Origin of the sequence: Azonexus hydrophilus, assembly GCF_038368255.1 — a bacterium.
In the GTDB taxonomy this organism is placed as follows: Bacteria; Pseudomonadota; Gammaproteobacteria; order Burkholderiales; family Rhodocyclaceae; genus Azonexus; species Azonexus hydrophilus.
Genome location: NZ_CP151406.1, coordinates 3,062,651 through 3,087,055 on the forward strand (window position 1 = coordinate 3,062,651; position 24,405 = coordinate 3,087,055).

General features: G+C 60.8%; 24 protein-coding genes. 3 read left to right on the forward strand and 21 right to left on the reverse strand.

Going from position 1 to position 24,405, the window contains the following annotated elements:
• Window positions 1–2 precede the first annotated feature (2 nt).
• Together flgC and flgB are read right to left on the reverse strand one after the other, a co-directional pair.
• Window positions 3–419 (reverse strand): flagellar basal body rod protein FlgC, encoded by a 417-nt coding sequence (gene flgC / locus AADV58_RS14805; RefSeq protein WP_341743556.1) that lies wholly within the window; start codon window positions 417–419, stop codon window positions 3–5.
• 10 nt (window positions 420–429) lie between these two features.
• Window positions 430–840: a flagellar basal body rod protein FlgB gene (flgB, locus tag AADV58_RS14810; RefSeq protein WP_341743557.1), complete on the reverse strand. Its 411-nt coding sequence runs from the start codon at window positions 838–840 to the stop codon at window positions 430–432.
• 96 nt (window positions 841–936) lie between these two features.
• Here flgB and flgA point away from each other — a divergent pair, with 96 nt between their 5' ends.
• The 3 genes from flgA (at window position 937) to AADV58_RS14825 (ending at window position 2,411) form a co-directional block, all read left to right on the forward strand.
• Window positions 937–1,605, forward strand: a complete 669-nt coding sequence (gene flgA, locus AADV58_RS14815) for a flagellar basal body P-ring formation chaperone FlgA (protein ID WP_341743558.1) — start codon at window positions 937–939, stop codon at window positions 1,603–1,605.
• A gap of 63 nt (window positions 1,606–1,668) precedes the next feature.
• Window positions 1,669–1,947: a flagellar biosynthesis anti-sigma factor FlgM gene (gene flgM / locus AADV58_RS14820; protein WP_028994497.1), complete on the forward strand. Its 279-nt coding sequence runs from the start codon at window positions 1,669–1,671 to the stop codon at window positions 1,945–1,947.
• A complete protein-coding gene (locus tag AADV58_RS14825) occupies window positions 1,947–2,411 on the forward strand; it encodes a flagellar protein FlgN (protein ID WP_341743559.1) in 465 nt (154 codons plus the stop codon). Before flgM ends, AADV58_RS14825 begins: the two co-directional genes overlap by 1 nt.
• 15 nt (window positions 2,412–2,426) lie before the next feature.
• Here the strand turns inward: AADV58_RS14825 and motD are convergent, their stop codons facing one another.
• From motD to AADV58_RS14920, 19 genes are all read right to left on the reverse strand, one after another.
• A complete protein-coding gene (motD, locus tag AADV58_RS14830) occupies window positions 2,427–3,224 on the reverse strand; it encodes a flagellar motor protein MotD (RefSeq protein WP_043420920.1) in 798 nt (265 codons plus the stop codon).
• Window positions 3,224–3,964 (reverse strand): flagellar motor protein, encoded by a 741-nt coding sequence (locus AADV58_RS14835; RefSeq protein ID WP_341743560.1) that lies wholly within the window; start codon window positions 3,962–3,964, stop codon window positions 3,224–3,226. The genes motD and AADV58_RS14835 overlap by 1 nt, the downstream gene beginning before the upstream one ends.
• Window positions 3,957–4,712, reverse strand: coding sequence for an RNA polymerase sigma factor FliA (locus AADV58_RS14840; RefSeq protein WP_028994495.1), 756 nt, complete (start codon window positions 4,710–4,712; stop codon window positions 3,957–3,959). The genes AADV58_RS14835 and AADV58_RS14840 overlap by 8 nt, the downstream gene beginning before the upstream one ends.
• Window positions 4,712–5,599: a MinD/ParA family ATP-binding protein gene (locus AADV58_RS14845; protein ID WP_028994494.1), complete on the reverse strand. Its 888-nt coding sequence runs from the start codon at window positions 5,597–5,599 to the stop codon at window positions 4,712–4,714. The genes AADV58_RS14840 and AADV58_RS14845 overlap by 1 nt, the downstream gene beginning before the upstream one ends.
• Window positions 5,592–7,046, reverse strand: a complete 1,455-nt coding sequence (gene flhF / locus AADV58_RS14850; RefSeq protein WP_341743561.1) for a flagellar biosynthesis protein FlhF — start codon at window positions 7,044–7,046, stop codon at window positions 5,592–5,594. Before flhF ends, AADV58_RS14845 begins: the two co-directional genes overlap by 8 nt.
• The gene (flhA, locus tag AADV58_RS14855) at window positions 7,043–9,127 is read right to left on the reverse strand and encodes a flagellar biosynthesis protein FlhA (protein ID WP_341743562.1); all 2,085 of its coding nucleotides are present in this window, start codon (window positions 9,125–9,127) and stop codon (window positions 7,043–7,045) included. Before flhA ends, flhF begins: the two co-directional genes overlap by 4 nt.
• A complete protein-coding gene (gene flhB, locus AADV58_RS14860) occupies window positions 9,128–10,261 on the reverse strand; it encodes a flagellar biosynthesis protein FlhB (RefSeq protein WP_341743563.1) in 1,134 nt (377 codons plus the stop codon).
• A gap of 183 nt (window positions 10,262–10,444) precedes the next feature.
• Window positions 10,445–12,355 (reverse strand): chemotaxis protein CheA, encoded by a 1,911-nt coding sequence (locus tag AADV58_RS14865; RefSeq protein ID WP_341743564.1) that lies wholly within the window; start codon window positions 12,353–12,355, stop codon window positions 10,445–10,447.
• A gap of 12 nt (window positions 12,356–12,367) precedes the next feature.
• Window positions 12,368–13,192 carry a protein phosphatase CheZ gene (gene cheZ, locus AADV58_RS14870; protein ID WP_341743565.1) on the reverse strand — a complete coding sequence of 275 codons (825 nt, stop codon included), beginning with the start codon at window positions 13,190–13,192 and terminating at the stop codon, window positions 12,368–12,370.
• Between the two features lie 10 nt (window positions 13,193–13,202).
• Entirely contained in the window at window positions 13,203–13,598 is a 396-nt protein-coding gene (gene cheY / locus AADV58_RS14875) for a chemotaxis response regulator CheY (RefSeq protein ID WP_028994488.1), read from the reverse strand.
• Window positions 13,599–13,622: 24 nt separating this feature from the next.
• On the reverse strand, window positions 13,623–14,561 hold the full coding sequence (locus AADV58_RS14880) for a chemotaxis protein (protein ID WP_028994487.1): 939 nt from the start codon (window positions 14,559–14,561) through the stop codon (window positions 13,623–13,625).
• A gap of 14 nt (window positions 14,562–14,575) precedes the next feature.
• Complete coding sequence (locus tag AADV58_RS14885; RefSeq protein WP_028994486.1) at window positions 14,576–15,538, reverse strand: chemotaxis protein; 963 nt, start codon at window positions 15,536–15,538, stop codon at window positions 14,576–14,578.
• Between the two features lie 126 nt (window positions 15,539–15,664).
• On the reverse strand, window positions 15,665–15,970 hold the full coding sequence (locus tag AADV58_RS14890) for an STAS domain-containing protein (RefSeq protein ID WP_341743566.1): 306 nt from the start codon (window positions 15,968–15,970) through the stop codon (window positions 15,665–15,667).
• A gap of 77 nt (window positions 15,971–16,047) precedes the next feature.
• Complete coding sequence (locus AADV58_RS14895) at window positions 16,048–17,118, reverse strand: chemotaxis response regulator protein-glutamate methylesterase (RefSeq protein WP_341743567.1); 1,071 nt, start codon at window positions 17,116–17,118, stop codon at window positions 16,048–16,050.
• Entirely contained in the window at window positions 17,118–17,726 is a 609-nt protein-coding gene (gene cheD / locus AADV58_RS14900) for a chemoreceptor glutamine deamidase CheD (protein WP_028994483.1), read from the reverse strand. The genes AADV58_RS14895 and cheD overlap by 1 nt, the downstream gene beginning before the upstream one ends.
• 11 nt (window positions 17,727–17,737) lie before the next feature.
• Entirely contained in the window at window positions 17,738–18,643 is a 906-nt protein-coding gene (locus tag AADV58_RS14905; protein WP_341743568.1) for a CheR family methyltransferase, read from the reverse strand.
• Between the two features lies 1 nt (window position 18,644).
• The gene (locus AADV58_RS14910; protein WP_341743569.1) at window positions 18,645–21,467 is read right to left on the reverse strand and encodes a methyl-accepting chemotaxis protein; all 2,823 of its coding nucleotides are present in this window, start codon (window positions 21,465–21,467) and stop codon (window positions 18,645–18,647) included.
• A gap of 23 nt (window positions 21,468–21,490) precedes the next feature.
• Window positions 21,491–23,878: a methyl-accepting chemotaxis protein gene (locus tag AADV58_RS14915; protein WP_341743570.1), complete on the reverse strand. Its 2,388-nt coding sequence runs from the start codon at window positions 23,876–23,878 to the stop codon at window positions 21,491–21,493.
• Between the two features lie 22 nt (window positions 23,879–23,900).
• Window positions 23,901–24,404, reverse strand: coding sequence for a chemotaxis protein CheW (locus AADV58_RS14920; RefSeq protein ID WP_424243818.1), 504 nt, complete (start codon window positions 24,402–24,404; stop codon window positions 23,901–23,903).
• Between the last annotated feature and the right edge of the window lies 1 nt (window position 24,405).

The window sequence follows — 24,405 nt, forward strand, 5'->3', positions numbered from 1 at the left end:
CATCAGGCCTGCTGGCCGATCTGCAAGGTACGCAGCATCAGGCTCTTGGCGGTATTCATGACTTCCACGTTGGTCTGGTAGGCACGAGACGCAGAAATCATGTTGGTCATTTCCTCGACCACATTGACATTCGAAAAAGCGACGTAGCCCTTTTCATCAGCTGCCGGATTCTTCGGGTCGTACACCATCCGCGCCGGTGCTGCACTTTCGACGACCTGACGCACGCGGACGCCCTTGGACATCTCGCCCGCGCCGCCCATGGGCGTGGCTTCGAAGACCACCTGTTTGGCCCGGTAGGGCTGTCCGTCGGCGGAAACGATGCTGTCGGCGTTGGCCAGATTGGACGCGACGGTGTTCAGACGCATCGACTGCGCAGTCATTGCGCTGGACGACACCTTGAAAACATTGAACAGGCTCATGAAATCCTCCTTAGCCCTGCGTACCGGCCATCGCCGAACGCAAGCCCTTGAACTTGTCGCCGATCAACTGGGTGAGAATCTGATACTGGATGGCGTTGTCGGCGATCTGCGCGCGCTCGACATCCATATCCACCGTATTGCCATCGACTGCCGATTGGGTTTCCTTGCGATATTGCAGGTGAGCGCTACCGGTCATGCCCTCACCCGAAAGGTGACCACCGGCGGTCCTGGCCAAAGGCATCGCGCCAGAAGCTGCGCGGCCGGCCAGAGCGTTCTGCATGGCGGCACTGAAATCGAAGTCACGCGCCTTGTAATTCGGCGTATCGGCGTTGGCAATATTCGAGGCCAGCAACTGATGGCGCTGCGCGCGCAGATTCAGTGCCTTGCTATACACCTCGACATGACTTTGGATATTTGCCATACAGACTCTCCTGATGTTGCATTTGCATCCATAAAAGCAATCTACGTGCCAGAAACCAGACTTTCAGCCAAGGACAAGCTGGGGCACAATTCAACAATGCTTTTGCGCACCCTCGCACTTCTTCTCGTCGTCACATCTGCCGCCGCCAACGAGGGCGACGCCATTCTTGCTGCCGTCGAACAGCACGCCCGCCAACTCGCCGCCGGACATGCGGGCGAGATACGCATCGAAGCCGGGCCCATCGATGACAGTCGCCTGCAAGCCTGCGCGCAACGCGAAACCTATTCGCCACCGAACACCCGCAACATCGGCCGGACCCATATCGGAATTCGCTGTCTGGCTGGCGCCAACTGGAACATTCTGGTTCCTGTCCGCATCGGCGTAATCTCCACCTACGTGACCACCCGCCGCGCACTGCTGGCCGGCAAAACGCTCCAGGCCGACGATCTGGCCACAGCCACCGGTGACCTGGGCGCCCTGCCCACCGGAACGGTGGTCAAGACGGAACAGGCCATCGGCAAGACATTACGCAACTCGATCGGCGCCGGCCAGGCACTGCGTAACGATCAACTGTTGGCCCCTCGAGTCATCCGCCAGGGACAGACGGTTCGGGTCATCTCGCAAGGCACGGGTTTTGCTGTAAGAGCCGAAGGCAAGGCGCTGAATCATGCCGCCGCCGGAGAGCTCGCCAGAGTCAAGATGCCATCCGGCAGGACAATCAGCGGCATTGCCCAGGAAGATGGCTCCATTCTTTTGACGAATTGAGCTAAAGTTCTGCCTGCAGCGTCCGTAATAACGTACAACAATCATGGCATTTCGAGTCCCATCATGAAAATCGACACTTCGACCTTCAAGACGCCCCCGCTGCGCACCGCAAATACGCCGCCGAAGGCGCCGGAAAATTCCGCCCGGGCAAGCGAAGCCGTCAGTCTCAGCCAGACGGCAGCACCGCTCATGAGCGGCGAAAAGCCGCCGGTAAACGCTGGCAAGATTCAGGAAATCAAGGATGCGATCGCCCAAGGTCGGTTCCAGATCAACCCGGAAGCGATTGCCGACGGACTGATCGAGACGGCGCGCGATCTGGTCAACAGCCAACGCAAGGCCTGATGTCCCAGCTACACCGCGCATTGCTCGATGAAACGGCGCTACTGCGTCGCTTTATCGAGGTTCTGCGCGAAGAGCAATCCTTGCTGACTGCCGGTCAAGCCGATGCCTTGACCGAAGTCGGTGCAACAAAACTGGATTTGGTTGAAAAGCTGAATGCTGCCGAGCAGTCCAGGCTCAGCCTGCTTGGCCTGACACCGGCGCAGTCCAGCCGGCAGGACACGGCGGAATGGTTCCGCCTGCGCCCGGCAGAATCTGCCGCCCGGCAATCCTGGGAACAACTAATTGCCCTCGCCCGCGAAGCACGGGAACTTCACGTCATGAATGGTGAGTTGATCGCCATGCACCTGGCCAAAACCAGTGAGGCCCTCGACATCCTGACCCAGCGCCAGAGCGAAGCGTCTCTCTATGGTAGCGATGGCCAGGCAGCCACCGGTTCGGGCAGCCGCATCGTCGATTCAGCCTGATCCAGGCTTGCTGCGCTATTGAGATAGCGGCTTGCTGATCAGTTCGGTCGGTTCCTCCGGCCGATTCGAGTCGATCAGGATACTGACCCGACGATTCCGCGCCCTACCTTCGACGCTGGTATTGGTCTCCACCGGACGCGTTTCGCCATAACCAATTGCCGTCAGGCGCTCTGCACCCACCCCCGAATCGTTGAACAGACGCAGCACGGTAGTCGCCCGCATGGCGGACAGCTCCCAGTTTGATGGAAACTGCGGGGTGGCAATCGGCACGTTGTCAGTATGCCCTTCGATCGTGATCGGAAAATCCGAATCGGCCAGCACCGCCGCGACTGCCCTCAGCGCACTGATCGACTCGGTCTGCAAGCTGGCCTGCCCCAGGGCGAAGAGAATGCTGTCGTTGATTTCTATGGTCACGCCGCGACTGGTTTCGAGCACCCGAACCTTGCCCTGGGCAACCAGCGGCTGCAAAGCCTGCAGGATATCCCCGGCAACGTTACGCATCTGTTCCCGTTGCACGCCTCTGACTTCATCGGCTTTGCTCGGCGCCTGCCGATCCGGCTTGGTGACCGGCTTGGGCGGCATGATCGGCGCCCCCTGAATGATAGTCATGGGCTGACCGCCCACTTCGCCTGTCGTGTTCTTGAAGGCGTTGACCAGGGAATTGGACAGGACCTTGTACTTCCCTTCGTTCACCGAGGAAATTGCGTACATGACGACAAAAAAGGCGAACAGCAGGGTGATGAAATCGGCGTAGGAAACGAGCCAGCGTTCGTGGTTCTCATGCTCTTCCTCGCGGCGACGACGACGGCCCATCAGCGCAGATAGCCCTTCAGGCGGCTTTCAATGATGCGCGGATTGTCGCCGACGGCAATTCCGACCAGACCGTCGATCATCATCTCGCGCGCGGCTACCATCCTGGAGATGTAGTACTTCAGCTTGCCGGCGATCGGCAGGTAGATCAGGTTGGCCAGGCCAACGCCGTAGATCGTGGCGACGAAAGCCACCGCGATGCCAGGCCCGAGCTTGGTCGGATCGGAGAGGTTCTCCATGACGTGGATCAGTCCCATCACCGCCCCCAGGATGCCGATGGTCGGCGAATAGCCGCCGGCCGACTCCCACACTTTGGCCGACTGACGCCATTCGTCTTCATAGGTATCGACGTCGACTTCCAGCAATTCGCGGATACGCTCGGGCTCGGCACCGTCGACCAGCAACTGCAAGCCCTTGCGCGTGAAATCGTCCTTGATCCCCGGCAGGTAGTTTTCCAGAACCAGCAAACCCTCGCGCCGCGACAACTGACTCCATTGCAGGATCTGGTCTATGGTCCGTTTCTGCTCGATGACCGGCGGCACCCATACCCACTTGGCCATCTGCATGCCGCGTTTGAAAACGTGGAAAGGGCATTGCAGCAACACCGCCCCCATCGTCCCGCCGAGCACGATCAGCAAGGCCGTCGGCTGGACCAGCGAGCTGACATGCCCGCCCTCGAGTATCTGGCCGCCGATGATCGCGACCAGACCCAGCATCAATCCAGCAAAGCTCAGTTTATCCAAGCGCCTTCCCCTTGCGCTGCTTGCTGGCGACGGTCTTGACCTCGCCGACCAGCTGCCCGCGCAAACGCGCGATGGCCTGACTGTGCAACTGGCAGACCCGGGACTCGGTCACGCCCATGACTTCACCGATTTCCCGCAGGTTGAGATCCTGTTCGTAATACAGGGCCATCATCAGCTTCTCGCGCTCCGGCAAACGCCCAATGGCCTTCACCAGGTTTTCGCGCAGATCCTTGTCTTCCAGGATGCTGGCCGGGTTGCTGTCGTCGTCGGTGAAGTGCCGGTCGAGAAAGTCCGCATCGTCGTCACCGGCAAAATCCTCGTAATAAACGAGTTGGTGGCCGCGCGCATCCTGGAGCACCTTCTGGTATTCGGCCAGCGGCATCCCAAGCGCATCCGCCAGTTCCTGTTCGGACGGCGCCCGACCGTGAGCATGTTCGAGCTGATTGATGGTCTGTTCGATACGCCGGAGTTCCTTGCGCATGTTGCGCGGCAACCAGTCGTTGGCACGCAGGCCGTCGAGCATGGCCCCGCGCACCCGCTGCGTGGCATAAGTTTCGAACTGGGCGCCAAAGCCCTCCTGGAAACGATCAATGGCATCGAGCAAGCCGAGCATGCCGTTCTGCACCAGGTCTTCGAACTGCACGTTGGCCGGCAAACGGGCCAGCAGATGATAGGCGACACGCTTCACCAGCGGCACGAAGCGCTGAACCAACTCATTCCGGTCTGGCTGCCCCGCTGCGGTGTACATCAGGCTCTAAGGACGTTCGGTGTTATGCGTTGGCTCAAGTGTAACAGTTGCTGAAGGAAATGTTGGACCCCGCCCTGCTCGCCCTGCGCCTGTTGCCAGTACTGGATATCGGCGGCCAGGTCGCGGAAGGCGGTTGCCGACGGCGAATCAGGCGCCTGGAACAACACCGGCCGGCACAACTGGCTGGCCAGCTTCAGCGACTCGTCGAGCGGCACGGCGCCGGCGTAATCGAGCACTGCGACACCGCGCTGCGTCGCCACCTGGGCAATGTTCTCGTAAATCGAACGGGCGTCGGCCTGGCTGCGCACCTTGTTGACCAGGATGCGGAAATGACGACGCGAAAACGCCTGGCTGACCTTCTTGATCAAGGCGTAGGCTTCGGTGATCGATGCACTGCTACCCGACAGCACCACCACGGTTTCCTGGGAGACCAGACCGAACGGCGAGAAGCCCGACGGATGAGCCATGCTGGCGTCGACCAGAATGACGTCGATGGCGCGCTCCAGGCCCGACATCGCATCGACCAGCGTCTGCTGCTGATGCAGGGAGAGCCGTCCCAGCTTGCGCGCCGCCTTGGCGGCCGGCAGGATGGACAGGCCGTTCATCGGCCGCAACAGGACCTGGGTCAGCGGCAACTCGCGCTGGACGACATTGAGCAGGTCGTAGGTTGACTGCATGCCGAAGGAAGCGGCGATATCGTCGCCGGGGGCATGCTCGTCGATCAGCAAGACTTCCTTGCCCAGGCGTGCCAGCGCCACGCCCAGGTTGGCCACGGTCACGCTGCGGCCGACGCCTTCGCAACCGGCAACAAAAGTGATCACCTGCAGACCGCTGCCGCCGAGCATACGGCGCAAACCGGCTGCCTGATCGACGCGGAAATCAGCCACGACGGCCTCCCATGGCCTGCATGCCGGCATTGGCCATCATCAGGCCCGGTTCGACGCCGCTGTATTTGTGCGGCGAATTTTCCGGCACATCCTTGAAGGCACGATGCAGCAGGTAACCACGATTGGGCAGGTGCAGGTCTTCCGGGACGCGCTGGCCGTTGGACACGTAATACAGCGGCAGGCCGTGCCGCATGATCACGTCGAGCGGCGTCGCCAGGCTGGCTGCCTCGTCGATCTTGGTCAGGATGCAGCCGGAGAGGCTGTCGCCGGCGTAAGCACGAACCACGTCGTCGAGCGTGTCACCCCGCGAGGTGGACGAAAGCAGCAACAGTCGCTGCACGTCGCAACCGGCGAGCATGTCGGTCATTTCGGGAACCAGCTTGTCCTTCTGGCTCATCCCCATCGTATCGACCAGCACCATGTGCTTGTGCTGCAGTTCGGCCAGGGTCTGACGCAGTTCCAGCGCATCCTTCACCAGATAGACCGCGACGCCGAGAATGCGTCCGTAGATGCGCAACTGTTCATGGGCGCCAATCCGGTAGCCGTCGGTGGTCACCAGCGCCACCTTGCTCGGGCCGTGGCGCAGGACACAGCGCGCAGCCAGCTTGGCGGTCGTGGTCGTCTTGCCGACGCCGGTCGGACCGACCAGGGCATAAACACCGCCGCGATCGACGATGTCGTTCTCGCTGCCGACCGTCATCAACGAGCGGTCGGCGGCCCCCTTGACCCAGGCCATGGCCTGCACCGCATCCATTTCCGGCGGCAGGTCACCGATCAGATCACGCGACAGTTGCGGCGAGAAGCCCGCGTCGAGCATCTGCCGCAGCACTTCGGTCTTCACCGGCTCCGAACGTGCGGTCTCGCCCCAGGCAAATCCTGCCAGATGTTGTTCGACAATCTTGCGCAGCGAACGGATTTCATCCATCACGGCCTGCGGCACCACCTCGGCTTCGGCTCGGCGGGCTGCGCTGGCCTGGGTCTGCGCAGCGGCCGGCTTGGCGGCGGTGGCCTGCGGAGTGGCAGCAGGGCGCGGCAGATCGGCATTACGCAAGGCGCCGGTCCGGGGAATGCCGGCATTGACCTGCATCGGCGCCTTCTGCACCGGCGCGGCGGCGCGCGGCGCCGGCTGCGGGGCGGCCGCCGGCTGGCGCGGCGGCACCATGCTGGCCGGTGAAGCGCCACTGATCCTCGCCCGCGCTGAACTGAGCAGGACACGATAGTCTTCATCGACCGGCACTTGCGGCGCCCGTTCGACCGGTGGCGGCGGTGCCATGTCACCGGCCGGAGTCGGCACGATCATCGCCATGTCCCGGGCGGCAACCGCCATGATCTCGACGCCACCGGGGACGCCGCGGTTGGACAGGATGATCGCATCATTGCCCAGGGTTTCCTTGACTTTGCGCAAGGCATCCCTGGCGTTGGCGGCGATGAATTTTCTGACGTTCATGTTCTACCTCCGATGATCGAGGTCACCTTGATGATTCGATTTTCTGGAACTTCGTTGTGCGACAGCACCTTCAATTGCGGCACGGTGCGGCGCAGGAATCTGGATAGCAGCAAGCGCAGGCTGGCTGGCACCAGCAGCACGGCGGGCAGACCGAGGCCCTCCTGGCGCTGGCTGGCGGCGGCGGTTTCACGGACCAGGGTATCGGCCAGGCCCGGCTCGAAGCTGGTATTTTCCGAGCCGCCGGCGACGGCCTGGGACAACAGGCGCTCCAGCGTCGGATCGAGCGACATCACCTGCATTTCGCCGGTTCCCGGGAACATCTGCTGGACGATTGCGCGGCCCAGCGCGATGCGCACCTGCGTAACAAGTTCGTCGGCGTTCTGGGTGCGCGTTGCATGATCGGCGACCGTTTCGATGATGGTGCGCATGTCGCGGATATGCACCCCTTCTTCGAGCAGGTTCTGGAGTATCTTCTGCAGGATACCCAGCGGCAGGATCTTGGGCACCAGATCCTCGACCAGCTTGGGCATTTCCTTGGCCAGGTGGTCGAGCAGTTGCTGCACTTCCTGGCGGCCAAGCAACTCGCCGGCATGGGTCAGAATCAGGTGATTCAGATGGGTGGCGACCACGGTCGAAGCATCGACCACGGTGTAGCCGTAGGCCTGGGCCTGGTCGCGCTGGGTGATGTCGATCCACACGGCCGGCAGACCGAAGGCCGGATCGGTGGTCACCGTGCCGTTCAGTGTTCCGGCAACACGACCCGGATTGATGGCCAGGAACTGGCCGGCAAAAGCCTCGCCAGCGCCGACTTCGACACCCTTCAACTGGATGCGATAGGCGTTCGGCTTCAGTTCCAGGTTGTCGCGGATGTGTACCGGCGACACCAGGAAACCGACTTCCTGAGCAAATTTCTTGCGGATACCGCGAATACGGCGCAGCAGTTCGCCGTCCTGCGTCTTGTCCACCAGGGGGATCAGACGATAGCCAACTTCCAGGCCGAGCACGTCGAGCGGCGCCACGTCGTTCCAGCTCGCGTCGACGGCTTCCGGAATCGGCGGCGGCGCCACCTTGACCGGCGTTTCGACGATACGCCGCTGCTTGTTACTGAGTTTCCACGTGAACCAGGCCAGGGAGCCGGCAATCAGCAAGAAGACGAGGTTGGGCATCCCCGGGATCAGACCAATCAGGCCGACGATACCCGCCGTGATCGCCAGCACCTTGGTGCTGCTGAACACCTGGGTCACAAATTGCTGCCCCATGTCGCGGTCGTCGGAAACGCGGGTGACCACCAGACCGGCGGCAATCGAAATGACCAACCCAGGAATCTGTGCAACCAGGCCGTCACCGATGGCCAGCAGGGTATAGATGCGGGCCGCGTCACCGAGCGCCAGATCGTGCTGCCCCATGCCAACGACCAGACCGCCAACAATGTTGAGCAGCATGATGATGATGCCGGCGATCGCATCACCTCGAACGAATTTCGAGGCACCGTCCATCGAGCCGTAGAACTCGGACTCACGGGCAATATCCGAACGACGCTGACGAGCCTCGTCCTCACCGATCAGGCCGGCATTGAGGTCGGCGTCGATGGCCATCTGCTTGCCCGGCATGGCATCCAGCGTGAACCGTGCGGAAACTTCCGCGACCCGCCCGGCACCCTTGGTGATGACCATGAAGTTGATCACCACGAGGATCATGAAGACGATGATGCCGACCGCGAAATTACCGCCAACCAGGAAATGGCCGAACGCTTCGATTACCTTGCCCGCGGCATCCGGACCATTGTGTCCCTCAAGCAGGACCACTCGGGTCGAGGCCACGTTCAGCGACAGGCGCATCAGCGTCGTCACCAGCAGCACCGTCGGGAACACCGAAAAATCCAGCGTTTTCTGGGTATTCACCGCAACCATCAGGATCAGGATGGCAATTGCGATGTTGAAGGTGAAGAACAGGTCCAGCACGAACGGCGGCAGCGGCAGGACCATCATGGATAGAATCATGAGGATCAGGACCGGCGACGCAATCTGAATGACGTTCAGACGACCGAACAGATTTTGCAGACTCAACGAACCGGCGGCCATTTACGCTGCCTCCGGAACAAGTTCGGGCGGCACCGGCAGATCTCTCGGCGGGACCGGATACGCCCCGCCCGCCTGCCGCCACTGCGCCAGTTGATAGATATACGCAAGCACTTCGGCCACCGCGTTGTACAGGGTGGCCGGAATTTCCTTGTCGAGGTCAGCGTGCTTGAACAGCGCCCGCGCCAACGGCGGCGCTTCCAATGTCGGCACCGCATGTTCCGCCGCCACCTCCCGGATTTTCAGCGCTACCGCACCGGTGCCTTTGGCGACCACCTTCGGCGCCGCCATCCCGGCCTTGTAGGCCAGCGCCACCGCGAAGTGTGTCGGATTGGTGACGATCACGTCGGCCCGGGGCACCGCCTGCATCATCCGGCGACGTGCCGCCTGCATCTGCAGACTGCGAATCCGTCCCTTGACGTGCGGATCACCCATCATTTCCTTCATTTCCTGCTTGACCTCATCCTTGGTCATCTTCAGCTTGTGGTAGTAGTGCCACAGTTGGAAGGGCACATCGGCCGCAACGACGATCAGCAGCGTCAGCACCAGCATCAGGAAAGCAAAGAGGATCATCCGGCCGGCGTGCGCCAGACCCGTTTCCAGCGGCTCGGCCAGCAGGCCGAAGATTTCTTCAAGCTGCTGCGAGATCAACAGAAAGGCCACCACACCGACCAGCGACGCCTTGAGGATGGCCTTGGTCAGTTCCATCAGACTGTTCCAGGAGAACATCCGACCAAGACCGCTCAGGGGATTCATGCGCTTGAGATCGGGAACCAGCGCCTTCGGCGCGAACACCCAGGCATTCAGGAAAAACGGCGGCAGCAAAGCGGCAACGATCAACACGGCGAACAACGGGGCGAAGACGATAAATGCGTCGGCGAACATCTCGGCCAGACGCGACACCATCATGGCCGGCTCTTGCATGTGCTTCAGATCGGGCATGAAGGCATCGCGAGTCAGGGCCAGCGTGCGGTCCATGAACCACCCACTCATCATCCACAAGGTCATGGCAGCGACGATGAGCACGGTAAACGTACCAAGCTCCCGGGACTGGGGAATCTGCCCCTTTTCCCGGGCTTGCTCGATTCGCCTACCGGTAGGCTCTTCGGTTTTCTCCAGATCGCTCTCTTCAGCCATGGCCATTATCTAAACAGGTTGAGCCTATTATAGAAAAAAACCAAGAAAATTAAATAGGTAGCGTGCTTTTTTTATTCCGTTTCGAGGTAGACCGCTTAAGTCAATGACAGACAGGTAAACTCCAAAAAGAAAGAGGGGGCAAAGCCCCCTCGTTAACTCGTTGACCGGTAAGGATTTCGTGCGTCAGGAAAACTCGAAGTTACGGATAGCCATGCCAGCATCGCCATGCTGACTAAAATCAGCCAGCAACTCCTTCATGTCCAGAATCAGCACGATCTGACCGTTCGACAGCGTGGTGACGCCCGCCACCCCCTTCGGACGGAAGTCTTCCAGCGACTTGATGACCGCATCGTCGCGACCGGCGAAACTATCCACCCCAAGGATGAAACTTCGCTCGGCGGTCTGCATGAACACCCCGTATTCGGGCGAACGATCCGCCGGCCAGCCAAGCAGCTTGGCCAGGGAAATGACCGGCAGCACCTCGCCGCGAACCACCAGCGTCTCCTTGCCACCAACCTCCTGAACGCGCTGCTGGTCGATCGGCAGGATCTCCCGAACCAGGGACAGCGGCAGGGCAAAAGGCTGATCGCCAAGCAATACCAGCAGGACCGGCAGGATGGCCAGGGTCAGCGGCAGGGAAATCAGGAACACCGAGCCCTTGCCGGGTTCGGAACGGATTTCGACCGAGCCGTTGAGCTTCTGGATGTTGGTCTTGACCACATCCATGCCAACGCCGCGACCGGAAACGTCGGAAATCTGCGTCTTGGTCGAGAACCCGGGCAGGAAAATCAGGTTCAGGCTCTGCCGCTCGTCGAGCGTATTGGCCTCCTCTTCGGAGATCAGCCCCTTGTCCACGGCCTTGGCGCGGATACGCTCGGCACTCATGCCCTTGCCGTCATCGGCAATGATCAGGACGATGTGATCGCCTTCCTGACGCGCCTCCAGACGCACCAGGCTCTTTGCCGGTTTGCCGGCCGCCGCGCGCTCGTCCGGCATTTCGACGCCATGATCGACAGCATTGCGGATCAGGTGGATCAGTGGATCGGCCAGATCCTCGATCATCGTCTTGTCAACTTCTGTTTCTTCCCCGGCCAGCACCAGTTCGACATCCTTGCCCAATTGACGAGCCAGGTCGCGGGCAATACGCGGATATTTCTGGAACAACCGACCGATGGGCTGCATCCGGGTCTTCATCACCGAATTCTGCAGATCGGAAACCAGCAGATCGAGCTGGCTGACCGCCTGGTCGAGCGCATGCAGCGTTTCCGAATCGCTCTTGCCGGCGAGAATGTCGGCGCGCAGGCTGGTCAAGCGGTTCTTGGTCAAGCCGATTTCGCCGGACAGATTGAGCACCTGGTCCAGACGCGAGGTGTCGACACGAATCGTGTTCTCACGCCCACGCTCTTCGGCACGACGCGAATTGCTGGCAGTGGACGCCGGCCGGTCGCTGGCACGACGCCCGAACGGCGACGGTGCCGCATCCTTGCCAGCGGCAACAACCGGTGCAGCAGCAGCCGACGGCTTGGCCGGCTCGGCTTCGGCCCGGGTAATCAATTCACCCTGAGCTGCCTTTACCGGCTCACCAGTGATCGCCTCTTGCAACCTGGCCCAATCCGGCTCACCTTCAGGCAGGCTGCTTGATGGCGACATCTGTACCGCCGGTGGCTCCACAGCGGGCGGCGCCACACTGGCAGTCGGCAATTCACCGTTCAGCGCCCCCTGCAAAGCAGCGATAACGCGTGCATCGGCCGGCTGGGGCTGAACCCCCTGACCCAGTTCGCCAAACATCTCACGCACGCCCTTGGTGGCATCCATGATGACGTCCATCAATTCGGCAGTCAGTTCGAGCTCAGCGTTGCGCAGGCGGTCGAACAGGTTCTCGGTCAAGTGGCACAAAGTTACCAGTTCGGTTGCATTGAGGAACCCGGCCCCGCCCTTGACCGTGTGGAAACCACGGAAAATGTCGTTGAGCAGCCCCTTGTCATCCGGGGTTTTTTCCAGATCAACCAGTTTGTTGTCCACATCGGACAAGAGGTCGTGGGCCTCCTGCAGGAAATCCTGCAGCAGATCCTCCATTCCCGAGAAATCACTCATTTTTCACCCTCCTCAGAAGCCGAGGCTTTCGAGCAGGTCATCGACCTGCTCCTGATTGACCACGACGTCGGTACGACCTTCAGCATTAACAACCGGCCCATTCATCAGGTTGGTCACTTCTTCGGTTTTCTTGGCTTCCGGCAAGACTTCGATCAACAAGCCCATCAAACCGTTCTCCAGTTCCTGGGCGAGCATGACGATCTTCTTGATCACCTGCCCGGTCAGATCCTGGAAATCCTGAGCCATCATGATTTCCGTCAATTGCGCATGGGTTGCCTTCGTTTGCCCAGGCAAGTCCTGCTTCAGGAACTGCCGGGTTTCCACAGCCAGTGCCCTGAACTCTTCCGGACTCATCTGATTGGCGAAGACCTTGTCCCAGGCAGCCCCCAGATCGCGCGAACGACTTTCCATGCCATCAACCAGCGGACCGGCAATATCGGTGGCGTTGAGCACGCGACAGGCCGCCTGTTCGGTCAGGTTGGCGACATAAGCCAGCCTGTCCTTGGCATCAGGCAAGGCGGAGACTGTTTTCTCGATCAGCTTGTCGTAACCCAGTTGCCCCAAGGTGTCGTGCAGAATTCGCGCCATCTGGCCTATGCGGTTGAACACGGCCTCCTGTTGCGGCCAGTTGTCCGGATGATCAGCCTGGCCCTCCCCGGCAGCAGCGGGTGGTGGAGCGACATTTTCGGAAGCGACGCTGTCAAACAGCGCCTGCAGTTCGTCGTTGTCTCCCGTAGCAGCCGGCACAGGTGCGGGTTGCGGTGCGACTGGCTGATAGTCGGTTGCGATCGAATCGAACAGGGCTTCGAGATCGGCGGAATCGTTACTTGCAGACATACAACTCCCCTCAGGCCTGACCGTATTTTTCGAAAATCTTGTTCAGCTTTTCAGACAAGGTTCCCGCCGTGAAAGGCTTGACAATGTAACCGCTGGCACCGGCTTGGGCTGCCGCGATGATGTTTTCCTTCTTCGCTTCGGCGGTAATCATCAGCACCGGCAGATGTTTTAGCGTCGGCGTCGCCCGGATGGTCTGCAGCAAGGTCAGACCGTCCATGTTCGGCATGTTCCAGTCGGTGACGACAAACTCGAAGCCGCCTCCCTGCAGTTTCTGCAAAGCAATAGCTCCATCCTCAGCCTCGTCGACATTGGTGAAACCCAGCTCCTTCAGCAAGTTGCGGACGATACGACGCATGGTCGAAAAATCGTCCACGACCAGAAACCTCGTTTTGGGATCAGCAGCCATGCAACACTCCAATAGTCATTCTTGTTAACGCTCAATCAACGGGCGCAGGGTATCGGCCAGCGCCTCGGCATCAAACTTGGCAACGTAGGCATCAACGCCGACGGACTTGCCCATGGCCCGGTTGGCCTCCGACGAGAGGGACGAATGCATGACCACCGGCACGCCTTCGAAGCGCGGATCGGACTTGATGTTCTTGGTCAGCACGTAGCCATCCATCTCGGGCATTTCCGCGTCGACGAGGATCAAGCGGATTTCGTCGCGGATATTCGTCCCGACCTGATGCGCATGGGCCGCGATGGCCTGCAGACGGGTCCACGCCTCCATACCGTTGGTGGCATGCTTGTGGCGCACCCCGAGCTTGTCGAGCACTTCCGAAATCTTGCGCCGGGCGACAATGGAATCATCAACGAAGAAAACGCTGGTGTCCGGATCGACGCGCGCCGGCATGATGTCGATGATCATCGCTTCACCGAAGGCGTTGGCAAGAATCTGCTCGACGTCGAGAATGGAGACCAGACCACCGCCCTCCAGTTCGATCACGGCGGTAATCAGGCCATGATTGGCCGTCAGTACGCTCTCCGGGGCTTTCACCCGCTCCCAATCGACACGGATGATGCGATCGACTTCATGCACCAGGAAGCCCAGAGTCCGCTTCGAGTACTCGGCCACCATCATGGTCTTGCCCAACCCCGGCGGCACCCCCTCAAGCTGCATGAACGGTGCCAGCGACAGCACCGGAATGACGTTACCGCGCAGGGAAATCAGCCCCTCGACGCCACGCGGCATGTTGGGCGTCTTGGTAATGTGGGGCGTGCGACCCACTTCGCGCACCTTGAACACGTTGATGCCGAAGATCTCGCGCGTCCCCAGCGAGAACAGCAAAATCTCCATCTTGTTCGACCCGGCCAGGCGGGTACGTGCATCAACGCTATCGAGCAGATTCTTGCTTTCGACCAGATTCATCTTTGCCTCCTGCCTCAGCCCTGAGTCATTTCATCGAAACCCAGCCGACGGGCCAGCGTTTCCGACAAACGCTGCGGCTCGAACTTGGGTACGTACTCGTCAACGCCGACCGATTGACCGAGCTTCTGGTTGGACATTCCAGACAACGATGAATGCATGATCACCGGAATATTGGCGAAGCGCGGATCGGACTTGAGCTTCTTGGTCAGGATGTAGCCATCCATCTCGGGCATCTCGATATCGGTCAGCAGCAGATTGATGATCGAGGAAACCGGTTTGCCGACGGACTTGGCGTACGACGCAACTTTTTCCATCTCGTCCCACATCTGTCGCCCATTGACTGCAGCCACTCCTTTGACACCCATTGCTTCAAGGGTACGTTCAATCTGCTTGCGTGCCACGCTGGAGTCATCACAGTAAAACACGGTGACATCGGGGCGATCCACATTGACCACGCTGCGGAACATGATCTCGTTATCGATGCTGGTGGTCTCGGCCAGGACTTTTTCCACGTCCATCATCATGACCAGACGATTGTCTTCCAGTTCGGTAACCGCGGTCACCAGACCGCCGGTCTGGGCGGTCAGCATCTCCGGCGGCACCCGCATCTTGCTCCAGTCAAGGCGCAGAATGGTGTCCACGCCCTCGACCAAGAAGCCCTGGGTATGGCCGTTGTATTCGGTAACAATCATGATTTCGCGCGGCGTTTCGGCGGAGATGCCGGAATACTTCGCCAGATCGATCACCGGCACCAGCGCGCCACGCAGGCTGACCATCCCTTCGACTGACGCCGGCATGTCCGGAGCTGCCGTGATCATCGGCGTGCGCATCACCTCGCGCACCTTGAACACGTTGATGCCATAGGTTTCGCGCCGACCGGTCCGTTGATCGACGCCGAGGAAGAAAAGCAGGATCTCAAGCTTGTTCGTTCCAGCCAGCTTGGTCCGTGCATCAATATTTTTAAGTAATTCCGACATTCCCATCCCCTCGCCTGATGCGCCAAACAGCGCTCATATCGGGCAAAACTACCACGCCACGGGCACTTAAGCCAGTGGCGTCACCGGCTCATGCGCCACAAGCGCTGACAAAATCTCAGCAACCGCTCAGACGATGCGGAACAGCTTGCTGAAATTGGCGATTTCCAGAACCTGACGCACGTTCCCCTGCACGCCACTGAGAACGACATCCTTGCCACAGCCACCCATTTTGTCGCGCAGCATCAACACCATGCCGAGTGCAGAGCTGTCCAGATAATCCACACCCGAAAAATCCACGGTCACCGCCTGGCAGGCAACATCAGCAATCAGCGGCTCGTAAGCGGCGCGGAAGTCTCGATGCGTATTGAAATCAAAACGACCAACCAGCGCGATCGTGGCAATTCCTGCTTCCTGCTTGACACTAGTCTGCATTGTCATTCCTAAAAAAATACCAAATCGTGATCTAGTTTAATACTTTCGTTGATTCCAGCAAGCCCTGCCCGGAAATATTACCGTACCACCGCCATCACCCTGCGCGCCATGTCGTCGAGCGCGCATTGCTCCTCGACGGCACCGATCAGAAAGGCCTCTCTCGGCATGCCATAAACCACGCAACTGGCTTCATCCTGACCGAAGGTGCGGGCGCCGGCCTGGCGCATGCGTAACAAACCCTGGGCACCATCCTTGCCCATCCCGGTCAGGATGACGCCGACAGCTTGCCGACCAACCAGCTGGGCCGCCGAGTCGAACAGGACATCCACCGATGGACGATGCCGATTCACCGGGTCGGCGGCCGACAATTCCGTTTGGAAACCATTGCTGCCGCGGCGGATCATCATGTGCGAGTGCCCCGGCGCTATATAAACCGTCCCCGACTCCAGGCGCTCGTTGCCCCGGGCCTCGACCACCGTGGGTGCGCACAGCCCGTCTAGCCGCTTGGCAAAGGAGGCGGTGAACGTCTCGGGCATGTGCTGGACGATCATGATCGGCGGGCAATTCGCAGGAATACCTGTCAGAAACTCCTTGATCGCCTCGGTACCGCCGGTCGACGCTCCAAGAAAGATGATCTTGCCGCCCCCTGAGCCAGTCGACGGCGCGGGAGATGCGGCTGCTACGGACATTGAACGCCCTCCTTTCGCCGCAGCAGTGGAGGCGACGAGGTGACGCCCGCGCACACGCGCGTGCCTTGCCGCGCGAATCTTCTCGACCAGTTCTTCAGCATAGTTTCCCATTGAATGCGCGCTATCGGCACGCGGTTTGCCAATGAAGTCCACCGCCCCCAGTTCAAGTGCCTTGAGCGTGGTTTCCGAGGTTGCACCGGTGTAGGAGGAAACCATGACCACCGGCATCGGCCGCAGCCGCATCAGGCGTTCGAGGAACTCAATCCCGTCCATGCCCGGCATGTGCACATCCAGTGTCAGCACGTCCGGGTTCAGGGTCTTGATCAGATCCCGCGCTGTCTGGGCGTCCTGGGCAGCACCGACGACTTCGAGATCGGGCGCAGCATTGATCATCGTTGTCAGCAATCCGCGCATCAGGGCGGAATCATCAACAATCAGGACACGGGTCTTGGTCGCCATCAAATGAACAACTCCACATCGCCAGCCATCGGATCACCGGACAGCCTGGCCTTGTAATCACGTTCGCGACTGAACAGGGTTTCGTTATGAACGCGGTGCAACTTCTTGACCAGCACCCGGCCAGTCTGTGAGAAGAAATAGACTTTGCGCGGGTAGGAATCGAGCAGATCCTTGGCCACGATCGGAATCTTTTCCGTTTTCAGGTAATCGAGCACAAATTCGGCGTTACGCACGCCGACATTGCTGCTGGCCAGGCTGGCCATCACCGCACCACCACCGAACACCTTGGCCTCCAGACGGCTGCGGCGGGCCCCCATCTTGAGCAGGTGGTTGATCAGTACTTCCATCGCGTAGGAGCCATAGCGCGCCGAAGTGGCAACTGTTTCACGTCGCCCGCCATCGTCGGGCAGCATGAAATGGTTCATGCCGCCGATACCGGCATCGACATCGCGGACACAGGCGGCAACACAGGAGCCGAGGACGGTGACCAAGAGCATTCCTTGATCGGAAACGAAATACTCCCCCGGCAGTATCTTGGCGGCATCAGTTTCAAAATGCCGGTCAAAATAGCGGTTGGTTGCCAGATTTTCGTCGTAGGCGTGCTGCACGCGTTTCCTTTTCAGCGCGATCCGGCCAGGGCGTACACCGTCTTGCCCAGGGAACGGAACAGGTCGGCGGCATGCAGGAAGCTTTCCGAATGCCCGGCGAACATCAGGCCATCCGGTTGCATCATCGGGGCAAAACGGGACAGGATCTTGTATTGCGTCGGCTTGTCGAAATAAATCATCACGTTGCGACAGAAAATGACATCCAGCGGCCCCTTGACGCTATAGCTGGCGTCGAGCAGGTTGACTCGGCGAAACTCGATCAATCGCTTCAACTCCGGCCGCACGGCAGCGAAGCCCTCCTGGGCACCGGTGCCGCGCAGGAAAAAGCGGCGCAGTCGCTCCGGTGACATCTTTTCCAGACGATCCATGCCATACACGCCCTTCTGGGCCGTCGCCAGCACGTTGGTATCGAGGTCGGAAGCGACAATGCTGACATGCGACACTTCCGTACCGAAAGTTTCGGCAACCGTCATGGCGATCGAGTAGGGCTCTTCGCCGGTCGACGCCGCCGAACACCAGATGCGGACCGGCCGCCGGTTGCCCAACTTGCGCAGATGCTCGGCAAGAATGGGGAAATGGTGCGGCTCGCGGAAGAACGAGGTGAGATTGGTGGTCAGGGAATTGACGAAGCGCTCCCACTCATCACCGCCGTTACGCTCCAGGGCGTCGAGATATTCACCGAAGGTCGCCTTGTTCAGGGCGCGCAAACGACGCGCCAGACGCGAGTAGACCATGTCCTTCTTCACCGGCGACAGCGAAATCCCGGCGTGCTGATAGATCAACTTGCGCACCCGTTCGAAGTCGGTATCGGAGAAGGAGAATTCGCGGCTTGCCGACTCCCGGACCGGCAAGGTCTTGCCCAACTCGGTACGCAGGCTGGCCGGGGTGGCGAGGGGCCGTTTCGGATCAAGGGCCATATCAGAACTCCTCCCACTCATCGTCGAGACTGGCCGGCAGGCTGCGCATCTTCTCGCGCGGCTGCGACGACGCAGGCCGACGCTCGATGGCCGGCGCGGACGGCGGCGGCAGGCCGGGCTTCCGCGATTCGGCCAGTTTGAAAACCGCGACGGCCCGAGCCATGGACTCGGCCTGCTCTTCCAGGCTTTCGGCTGCGGCGGCAGCTTCCTCGACCAAAGCGGCATTCTGCTGCGTCACTTCGTCCATCTGGCTGACCGCCAGGCTGACCTGCTCGATGCCGGCGCTCTGCTCGCGGCTGGCTTCGGCAATATCGGTGACGATCCGGGCCACGCGCTTGATGCTGCTCATGATTTCGGTCATCGTCGTACCGGCCTGGTTGACCAGCTTGCTGCCCACCTCGACGCGACCGACCGAGTCCGAGATCAGGCCCTTGATTTCCTTGGCCGCAGCCGCACTGCGCTGAGCCAGGTTGCGTACTTCGGTGGCCACCACGGCAAAGCCGCGGCCCTGCTCGCCAGCCCGGGCCGCTTCAACTGCCGCATTGAGCGCCAGGATGTTGGTCTGGAAGGCAATGCCGTCGATCACGCTGATGATGTCGGCGATCTTGGCGCTGGCCTGATGGATGGAGCCCATGGTTTCAACCACCTGGCCGACCACATCGCCCCCCTGCTCGGCCACGCGCTGCGCACTACCGGCCAGTTCGTTGGCTTGGCGGGCATTTTCGGCGTTCTGCTTGACCGTCGCCGTCAGCTCTTCCATGCTCGACGCGGTTTCCTCCAGGCTGCTGGCCTGCTCCTCGGTACGCGACGACAGGTCCTGGTTGCCGGAGGCGATTTCCTTGGCTGCCACATTGATCATTTCAGCCGACGACTGGATGCCGCCCACCAGCTCGCGCAGACGCAGCACCGTCTGGTTGGCGTCGGTCTTCAGGCGGCCGAAAGTTCCCTGGTAATCGGTTTCCACCGTGTGCACCAGATCGCCGGCAGCGATCCGCGACAACAGGTCGGCAATCTCGCCGATCGCCGAAGCAGTGGTTTCCAGCAGGCTGTTGATCCCCTTGCCGAGTTCGCGGTAGAAACCTTCCAGCGATTCAGCATCGAGCCGGGCATCGAGGTCGCCGTTGGAGGCTTTCTTGATCAGGTCGGCAACCAGGCGCTGGGCGGTGATCTCGGCCGTCCGGTCCTGCCATTCACCGACCGTGCCGAGACGCTCGCCGCGCTCGTTGATGATCGGATTGGTGACCACGTTGAAGATGCGACCGCCGATTTCCATCTCGGTCAGGCGGGTGTCGCGCAATTCGCGCAAGGTTTTCAGTGCAGCCTGCGGGTCGGCGTAGAAACCACCGATATTGCTGCCGACGAAACGATCGACGGCAAACCCCGGAATCTGCTCGCGCAATGCCGGTTCGATCTTGCGCAGCGTCGATTGCAGCCCCTTGTTGGCATACAGCACAAGACCGTCATCGTCGGCAATGCGCAGATTGGAATTCACGCAGTCCAGGGCGATACGGATGCGCAAGTTGTCGTTGGCAATGCGCTTGGTCTCGGCCACGTTGAAGCCCTGCTGGATCTGCATCGACTGAAGACCCTGCAGGATCTTGCCCATCTCGTCGTTGCGCGAGACGTCGACATTGCGGGTGAAGTCGCCATTGGCCAGCGAACGGAAGGTCGCGATGATTTCCTGGATCGGCCCGGTGATCGAGCGGGTGATGGCCATCGCGATCCACAGACCGATTGCCAACGCCAGCAACACGATGGCAGCCGCCCAGGTCAATTGCGAGCGATAGAGTGCCTCACCTTCGCTGACCAGTTGCTGCGCCTCCTCGGCCTGCGCCCGGAACAGGGCTTCGGCCTTGGCCGCGGCGGCGGTGTAGGTCGGATTGATCTTCTTCAACAGAATCATGTTCGCATCGTCGAAACGACCTTCCAGCAGCGCCTGCTTGGCCGGCAACAAGCCCTCCTGCACATAGGCCGTCCGCGCCACCTGGAACTCGTTGGCCAGTTGCTGCTGCTCTGGCGAATGCGGGTTCTGGTTGAACAAGGTCCATTGACGATCGACCTCGGCCAGATTGGCATCGATCTGCTTGGTATGGAAACTGAGGTCGTGATCGTGCAGCGCGGCGTAACGCCCTTCCGGATCGTGCTGCAGCGTCAGCAAGACCTGGCTGCGGTTCTCCGCCATCAGGCGACCGATCACCGCCAGCGCCTGCGTCGGCTTGATGCCATCATCGTTCAGCGCTACGGCATTGTCGCGCACCTTGCCAATACCCCAGATACCCAGTGCAGCGATGAGGACGCTGGCCAGCAGCAGGGTCGAGAATCCGGCGAACAGCTTCTGGCGTAAAGACCAGCCGGCGAACAATCCTGCCCCGCCGTTGACCACCGCCCCGTGACGGATGCGCAACCCGCCGGCCCGGTTTTCGCGGAACAGGCGATAGGCGGCCTCGGCGGCTTCGATCTGTTGCCGGGTCGGTTGCCGGCGTACCGACATGTAGCCGACGATCTGATCGTTTTCCCGGATCGGGGTGGCGGTCGCCAGCACCCAGTAGAAATCGCCGTTCTTGCAGCGGTTCTTGACCAGACCGGTCCACGGCCGGCCTTCCTTGAGATCGCGCCAGAGATCGGCGTAGGCTTCGGTCGGCATGTCCGGATGGCGCACGATGTTGTGCGGCTGACCGATCAGCTCATCCTCGGTGAAACCGCTGATATCGAGAAAATCCTTGTTGACGTAGGTAATCAGGCCTTTGAGATCGGTCTTGGAGACGATCAGGCTGTCCGCCGTCAGGGGGATTTCGTTCTGGGTCACAGGCTGGTTGTTACGCATGAATCTGCCCTTTTCCTTCCAGGTTAAAACTCTGCCCAGCCGTCTTCACGGGCAGACATGACGGGAACACGCCCCATCGCTAGTGTTTGTGGTTTCTTTTCCGTCAGCAGCGGCGCCGCGACCTTGCCTGGCACCGGCCGGCGATCCGGCAAGGCAGCCGGCCGCCTGGCAGCAACGGGTGCGGGTATCTCGCCGGTCGGCGACAGGCTGAAGGCCGCCACCGCCTGCGCCAGGCGATGCGCCTGTTCCTGCAGGCTTTCGGCCGCTGCCGCGGCTTCTTCGACCAGGGCGGCATTTTGCTGGGTGACTTCGTCCATCTGGTTGATGGCGCGCCCGACCTGCTCGATGCCGGAACTCTGCTCGCGGCTGGCCGCCGAGATGTCGCTCATCAGGCGAGCGACATTCTGGATGCTGGAAACGACCTCGGCCATGGTCGTTCCCGCAGTTTCGACCAAGCGGTTGCCAACCGCTACCTTATCGACGGAGTCGCCGATCAGGGCCTTGATTTCCTTGGCCGCCGCCGCGCTGCGCTGCGCCAGGTTGCGCACCTCGGTGGCAACCACGGCAAACCCTCGCCCTTGCTCGCCGGCCCGGGCCGCTTCAACGGCCGCATTCAGGGCCAGGATGTTGGTCTGGAAGGCAATCCCGTCGATGACGCCGATGATGTCGGCGATACGGCGACTGGATTGCTGAATGGCACTCATCGTCGTCACTACCTGGCCGACAACGGCCCCGCCCTGCTCGGCAACCCGCTGCGCGGTATCGGCCAGTTCGTTGGCCCGGCGAGCATTTTCCGCATTCTGGTGCACGGTGCCGGTCAGCTGCTCCATGCTCGACGCCGTTTCCTCAAGGCTGGACGCCTGCTGCTCGGTCCGCCCGGACAAGTCCTGATTGCCCTGGGCAATTTCCTTGGCCGCGGTATTGATCGAATCGGTGGACTGCTTGATCGAGAGAACGATCTCGCGCAGGTTGTCGACTGTGCCATTGGCATCGTCTCTGACCTTGGCCAGCAGCCCCTGATAAGGCGTGTCGATCTTCTCGGTCAGATCGCCGGCGGCCAGGCGTGACAGCATCCGGCCAATCTCTTCCAGTGCCCGGCTGTTGGCGTCAAGCAAGCTATTGATGCCAGTGCTCAGCTTGAGGAAGAAACCCTGCTTGTCGGCGGGCAAGATGCGATGCGAGAAATCACCGGCAACGGCAGCGTCGATGATGTTGCTGATTTCCTGCTCGATGGCCACTTCGCCGGTGCGATCGAGCCACTCGACGACGGTACCCAGGCGGCTGCTGGCTTCGCCGACGACCGGCGTGGCCACCAGGGCAAAAGTGCGCGAGGCCAGCTTGATCTGGCTGCGCTGCGGCTCGCTCAAGGCAGCCAGGCGGTCCGACTGGAACGCCGGATTCAGGGCCTCGATACGGAAGGTCCCACCATTCAGCGCGGCGGCCTGAAAGCCCGGCAATTGCTGACGGATATCGGCTTCGGCGCGCTGCATCATGTCCAGCAGGGCATCGTTGCAGTAGATGACCCGGCCATCGGGGTCGGCCAGCATGACGCAATTGGAGCCGACATCGAGCGCCACCTTGATACGCAAGGTTTCGGCGGCCACCTGACGCTCACTAGCGGTACGCGCCTTGAGGTCGGACTGCATGCGGGCCAGCGTCTGCAGCAGATGCGCCGGCTCGTCCCGCCCTTCGGCGTCGATCCGGTTGTCGAAATTGCCCCCGGCCACCGACTCGGCCACCGCCACCGCCGACGACAGGGGATTGGTGATCGCCCGCGTCACCCAGATACCTGAGGGAATCATCACCAGAACGGCGAATCCGATCAGTCCGAACAGGATGCGTTCGACCGTCGTGCGGATCTCCGCAACTTCCTCAAGCGCCAGGGCATTGGCCGCCTTCTGGCGCGTCACCAACTGGCCGATGGCGTCCTGCCAAGCACGCATGGCGGGCGTCAGTTCATCAACGAAATGCGCTTCGATATCGGGTCGATTGCCCTCGCCGACGAGAACGAACAAACGTGCGAGACGAGTCTCCGCAGCTTGGCGCAAGGCCGACAATTCCCCCAGTTGCGTCCTGGCCTCGGAGGTCAGAACCATGTCGGCCAGTTGCCGTTCATTGGCCTGGTAACGCTGGATCGCCAGGTCGACGCCCTGCTGTTCCTCGCGCTGCCGGCTGATTTCTTCATAGAGCAGGGCATTGCGTGCGTGCAGGCCGATGTTGCCGAGATAGCCCTGCATTTCATGGGCCAGTTCCATGCCCTGATTGTTATCGACGGCGATGGTCTGCACCTTGTCACCGATCAGGCCAAGACTGACCAGCGCAATCACGACGAAAGCGATCATCAGCGCCAGTGCGCCAAGCGTGGTGGCGATCAGCCGGCTGCCTATCCTGAAATTGCGCACATTCAACATTTCGTTCTCCCGGAACGTCCGTTCACTCGGCAGCCGCCTCGATCAACTCCATGTCGGCGCTGGTCATCAGGCGTTCGATGTCGGTCACGATCAGCATCCGCGCTTCGATGCTGGCCAGACCGACGATGTACTTGGTATCAAAACTACCCGAGAAGTCTGGTGCCTGGCGGATTTGCGCAGGCGTCAGCGAGAGCACGTCGGAGACGCTATCGACGACGACACCGATGACCCGCCCGGCGATGTTGAGGATGATGACCACGGTAAACGGGGTGTACTCGACCTTGCCCAAGCGGAACTTGATGCGCAGATCGACGATGGGAACGATGATGCCGCGCAGGTTGATCACGCCCTTGATGAAGGACGGTGCGTTGGCAATCAGCGTCGGCGTCTCGTAACCACGGATTTCCTGAACCTTCAGGATATCAATGGCGTACTCCTCGCTGCCCAGCGTAAAGGTCAGGAACTCGCTGGCAACCAGCGCTTCATCGCCGGCAGCCGACACTGCGGAAATCATGGCTTCCATCATC

What these genes read in the sequence shown, in the direction of transcription:
- flgB (WP_341743557.1), bottom strand. Translation starts at nt 840, where the DNA reads ATGGCAAATATCCAAAGTCATGTCGAGGTGTATAGCAAGGCACTGAAT.
- flgA (WP_341743558.1), top strand. Translation starts at nt 937, where the DNA reads ATGCTTTTGCGCACCCTCGCACTTCTTCTCGTCGTCACATCTGCCGCC.
- flgC (WP_341743556.1), bottom strand. Translation starts at nt 419, where the DNA reads ATGAGCCTGTTCAATGTTTTCAAGGTGTCGTCCAGCGCAATGACTGCG.
- cheZ (WP_341743565.1), bottom strand. Translation starts at nt 13,192, where the DNA reads ATGTCTGCAAGTAACGATTCCGCCGATCTCGAAGCCCTGTTCGATTCG.
- AADV58_RS14840 (WP_028994495.1), bottom strand. Translation starts at nt 4,712, where the DNA reads ATGTACACCGCAGCGGGGCAGCCAGACCGGAATGAGTTGGTTCAGCGC.
- flhF (WP_341743561.1), bottom strand. Translation starts at nt 7,046, where the DNA reads ATGAACGTCAGAAAATTCATCGCCGCCAACGCCAGGGATGCCTTGCGC.
- AADV58_RS14825 (WP_341743559.1), top strand. Translation starts at nt 1,947, where the DNA reads ATGTCCCAGCTACACCGCGCATTGCTCGATGAAACGGCGCTACTGCGT.
- AADV58_RS14885 (WP_028994486.1), bottom strand. Translation starts at nt 15,538, where the DNA reads ATGTCGGAATTACTTAAAAATATTGATGCACGGACCAAGCTGGCTGGA.
- cheY (WP_028994488.1), bottom strand. Translation starts at nt 13,598, where the DNA reads ATGGCTGCTGATCCCAAAACGAGGTTTCTGGTCGTGGACGATTTTTCG.
- AADV58_RS14880 (WP_028994487.1), bottom strand. Translation starts at nt 14,561, where the DNA reads ATGAATCTGGTCGAAAGCAAGAATCTGCTCGATAGCGTTGATGCACGT.
- AADV58_RS14920 (WP_424243818.1), bottom strand. Translation starts at nt 24,404, where the DNA reads ATGATGGAAGCCATGATTTCCGCAGTGTCGGCTGCCGGCGATGAAGCG.
- flgM (WP_028994497.1), top strand. Translation starts at nt 1,669, where the DNA reads ATGAAAATCGACACTTCGACCTTCAAGACGCCCCCGCTGCGCACCGCA.
- AADV58_RS14905 (WP_341743568.1), bottom strand. Translation starts at nt 18,643, where the DNA reads ATGGCCCTTGATCCGAAACGGCCCCTCGCCACCCCGGCCAGCCTGCGT.
- AADV58_RS14865 (WP_341743564.1), bottom strand. Translation starts at nt 12,355, where the DNA reads ATGAGTGATTTCTCGGGAATGGAGGATCTGCTGCAGGATTTCCTGCAG.
- flhB (WP_341743563.1), bottom strand. Translation starts at nt 10,261, where the DNA reads ATGGCTGAAGAGAGCGATCTGGAGAAAACCGAAGAGCCTACCGGTAGG.
- flhA (WP_341743562.1), bottom strand. Translation starts at nt 9,127, where the DNA reads ATGGCCGCCGGTTCGTTGAGTCTGCAAAATCTGTTCGGTCGTCTGAAC.
- AADV58_RS14895 (WP_341743567.1), bottom strand. Translation starts at nt 17,118, where the DNA reads ATGGCGACCAAGACCCGTGTCCTGATTGTTGATGATTCCGCCCTGATG.
- AADV58_RS14910 (WP_341743569.1), bottom strand. Translation starts at nt 21,467, where the DNA reads ATGCGTAACAACCAGCCTGTGACCCAGAACGAAATCCCCCTGACGGCG.
- AADV58_RS14915 (WP_341743570.1), bottom strand. Translation starts at nt 23,878, where the DNA reads ATGTTGAATGTGCGCAATTTCAGGATAGGCAGCCGGCTGATCGCCACC.
- motD (WP_043420920.1), bottom strand. Translation starts at nt 3,224, where the DNA reads ATGGGCCGTCGTCGTCGCCGCGAGGAAGAGCATGAGAACCACGAACGC.
- AADV58_RS14890 (WP_341743566.1), bottom strand. Translation starts at nt 15,970, where the DNA reads ATGCAGACTAGTGTCAAGCAGGAAGCAGGAATTGCCACGATCGCGCTG.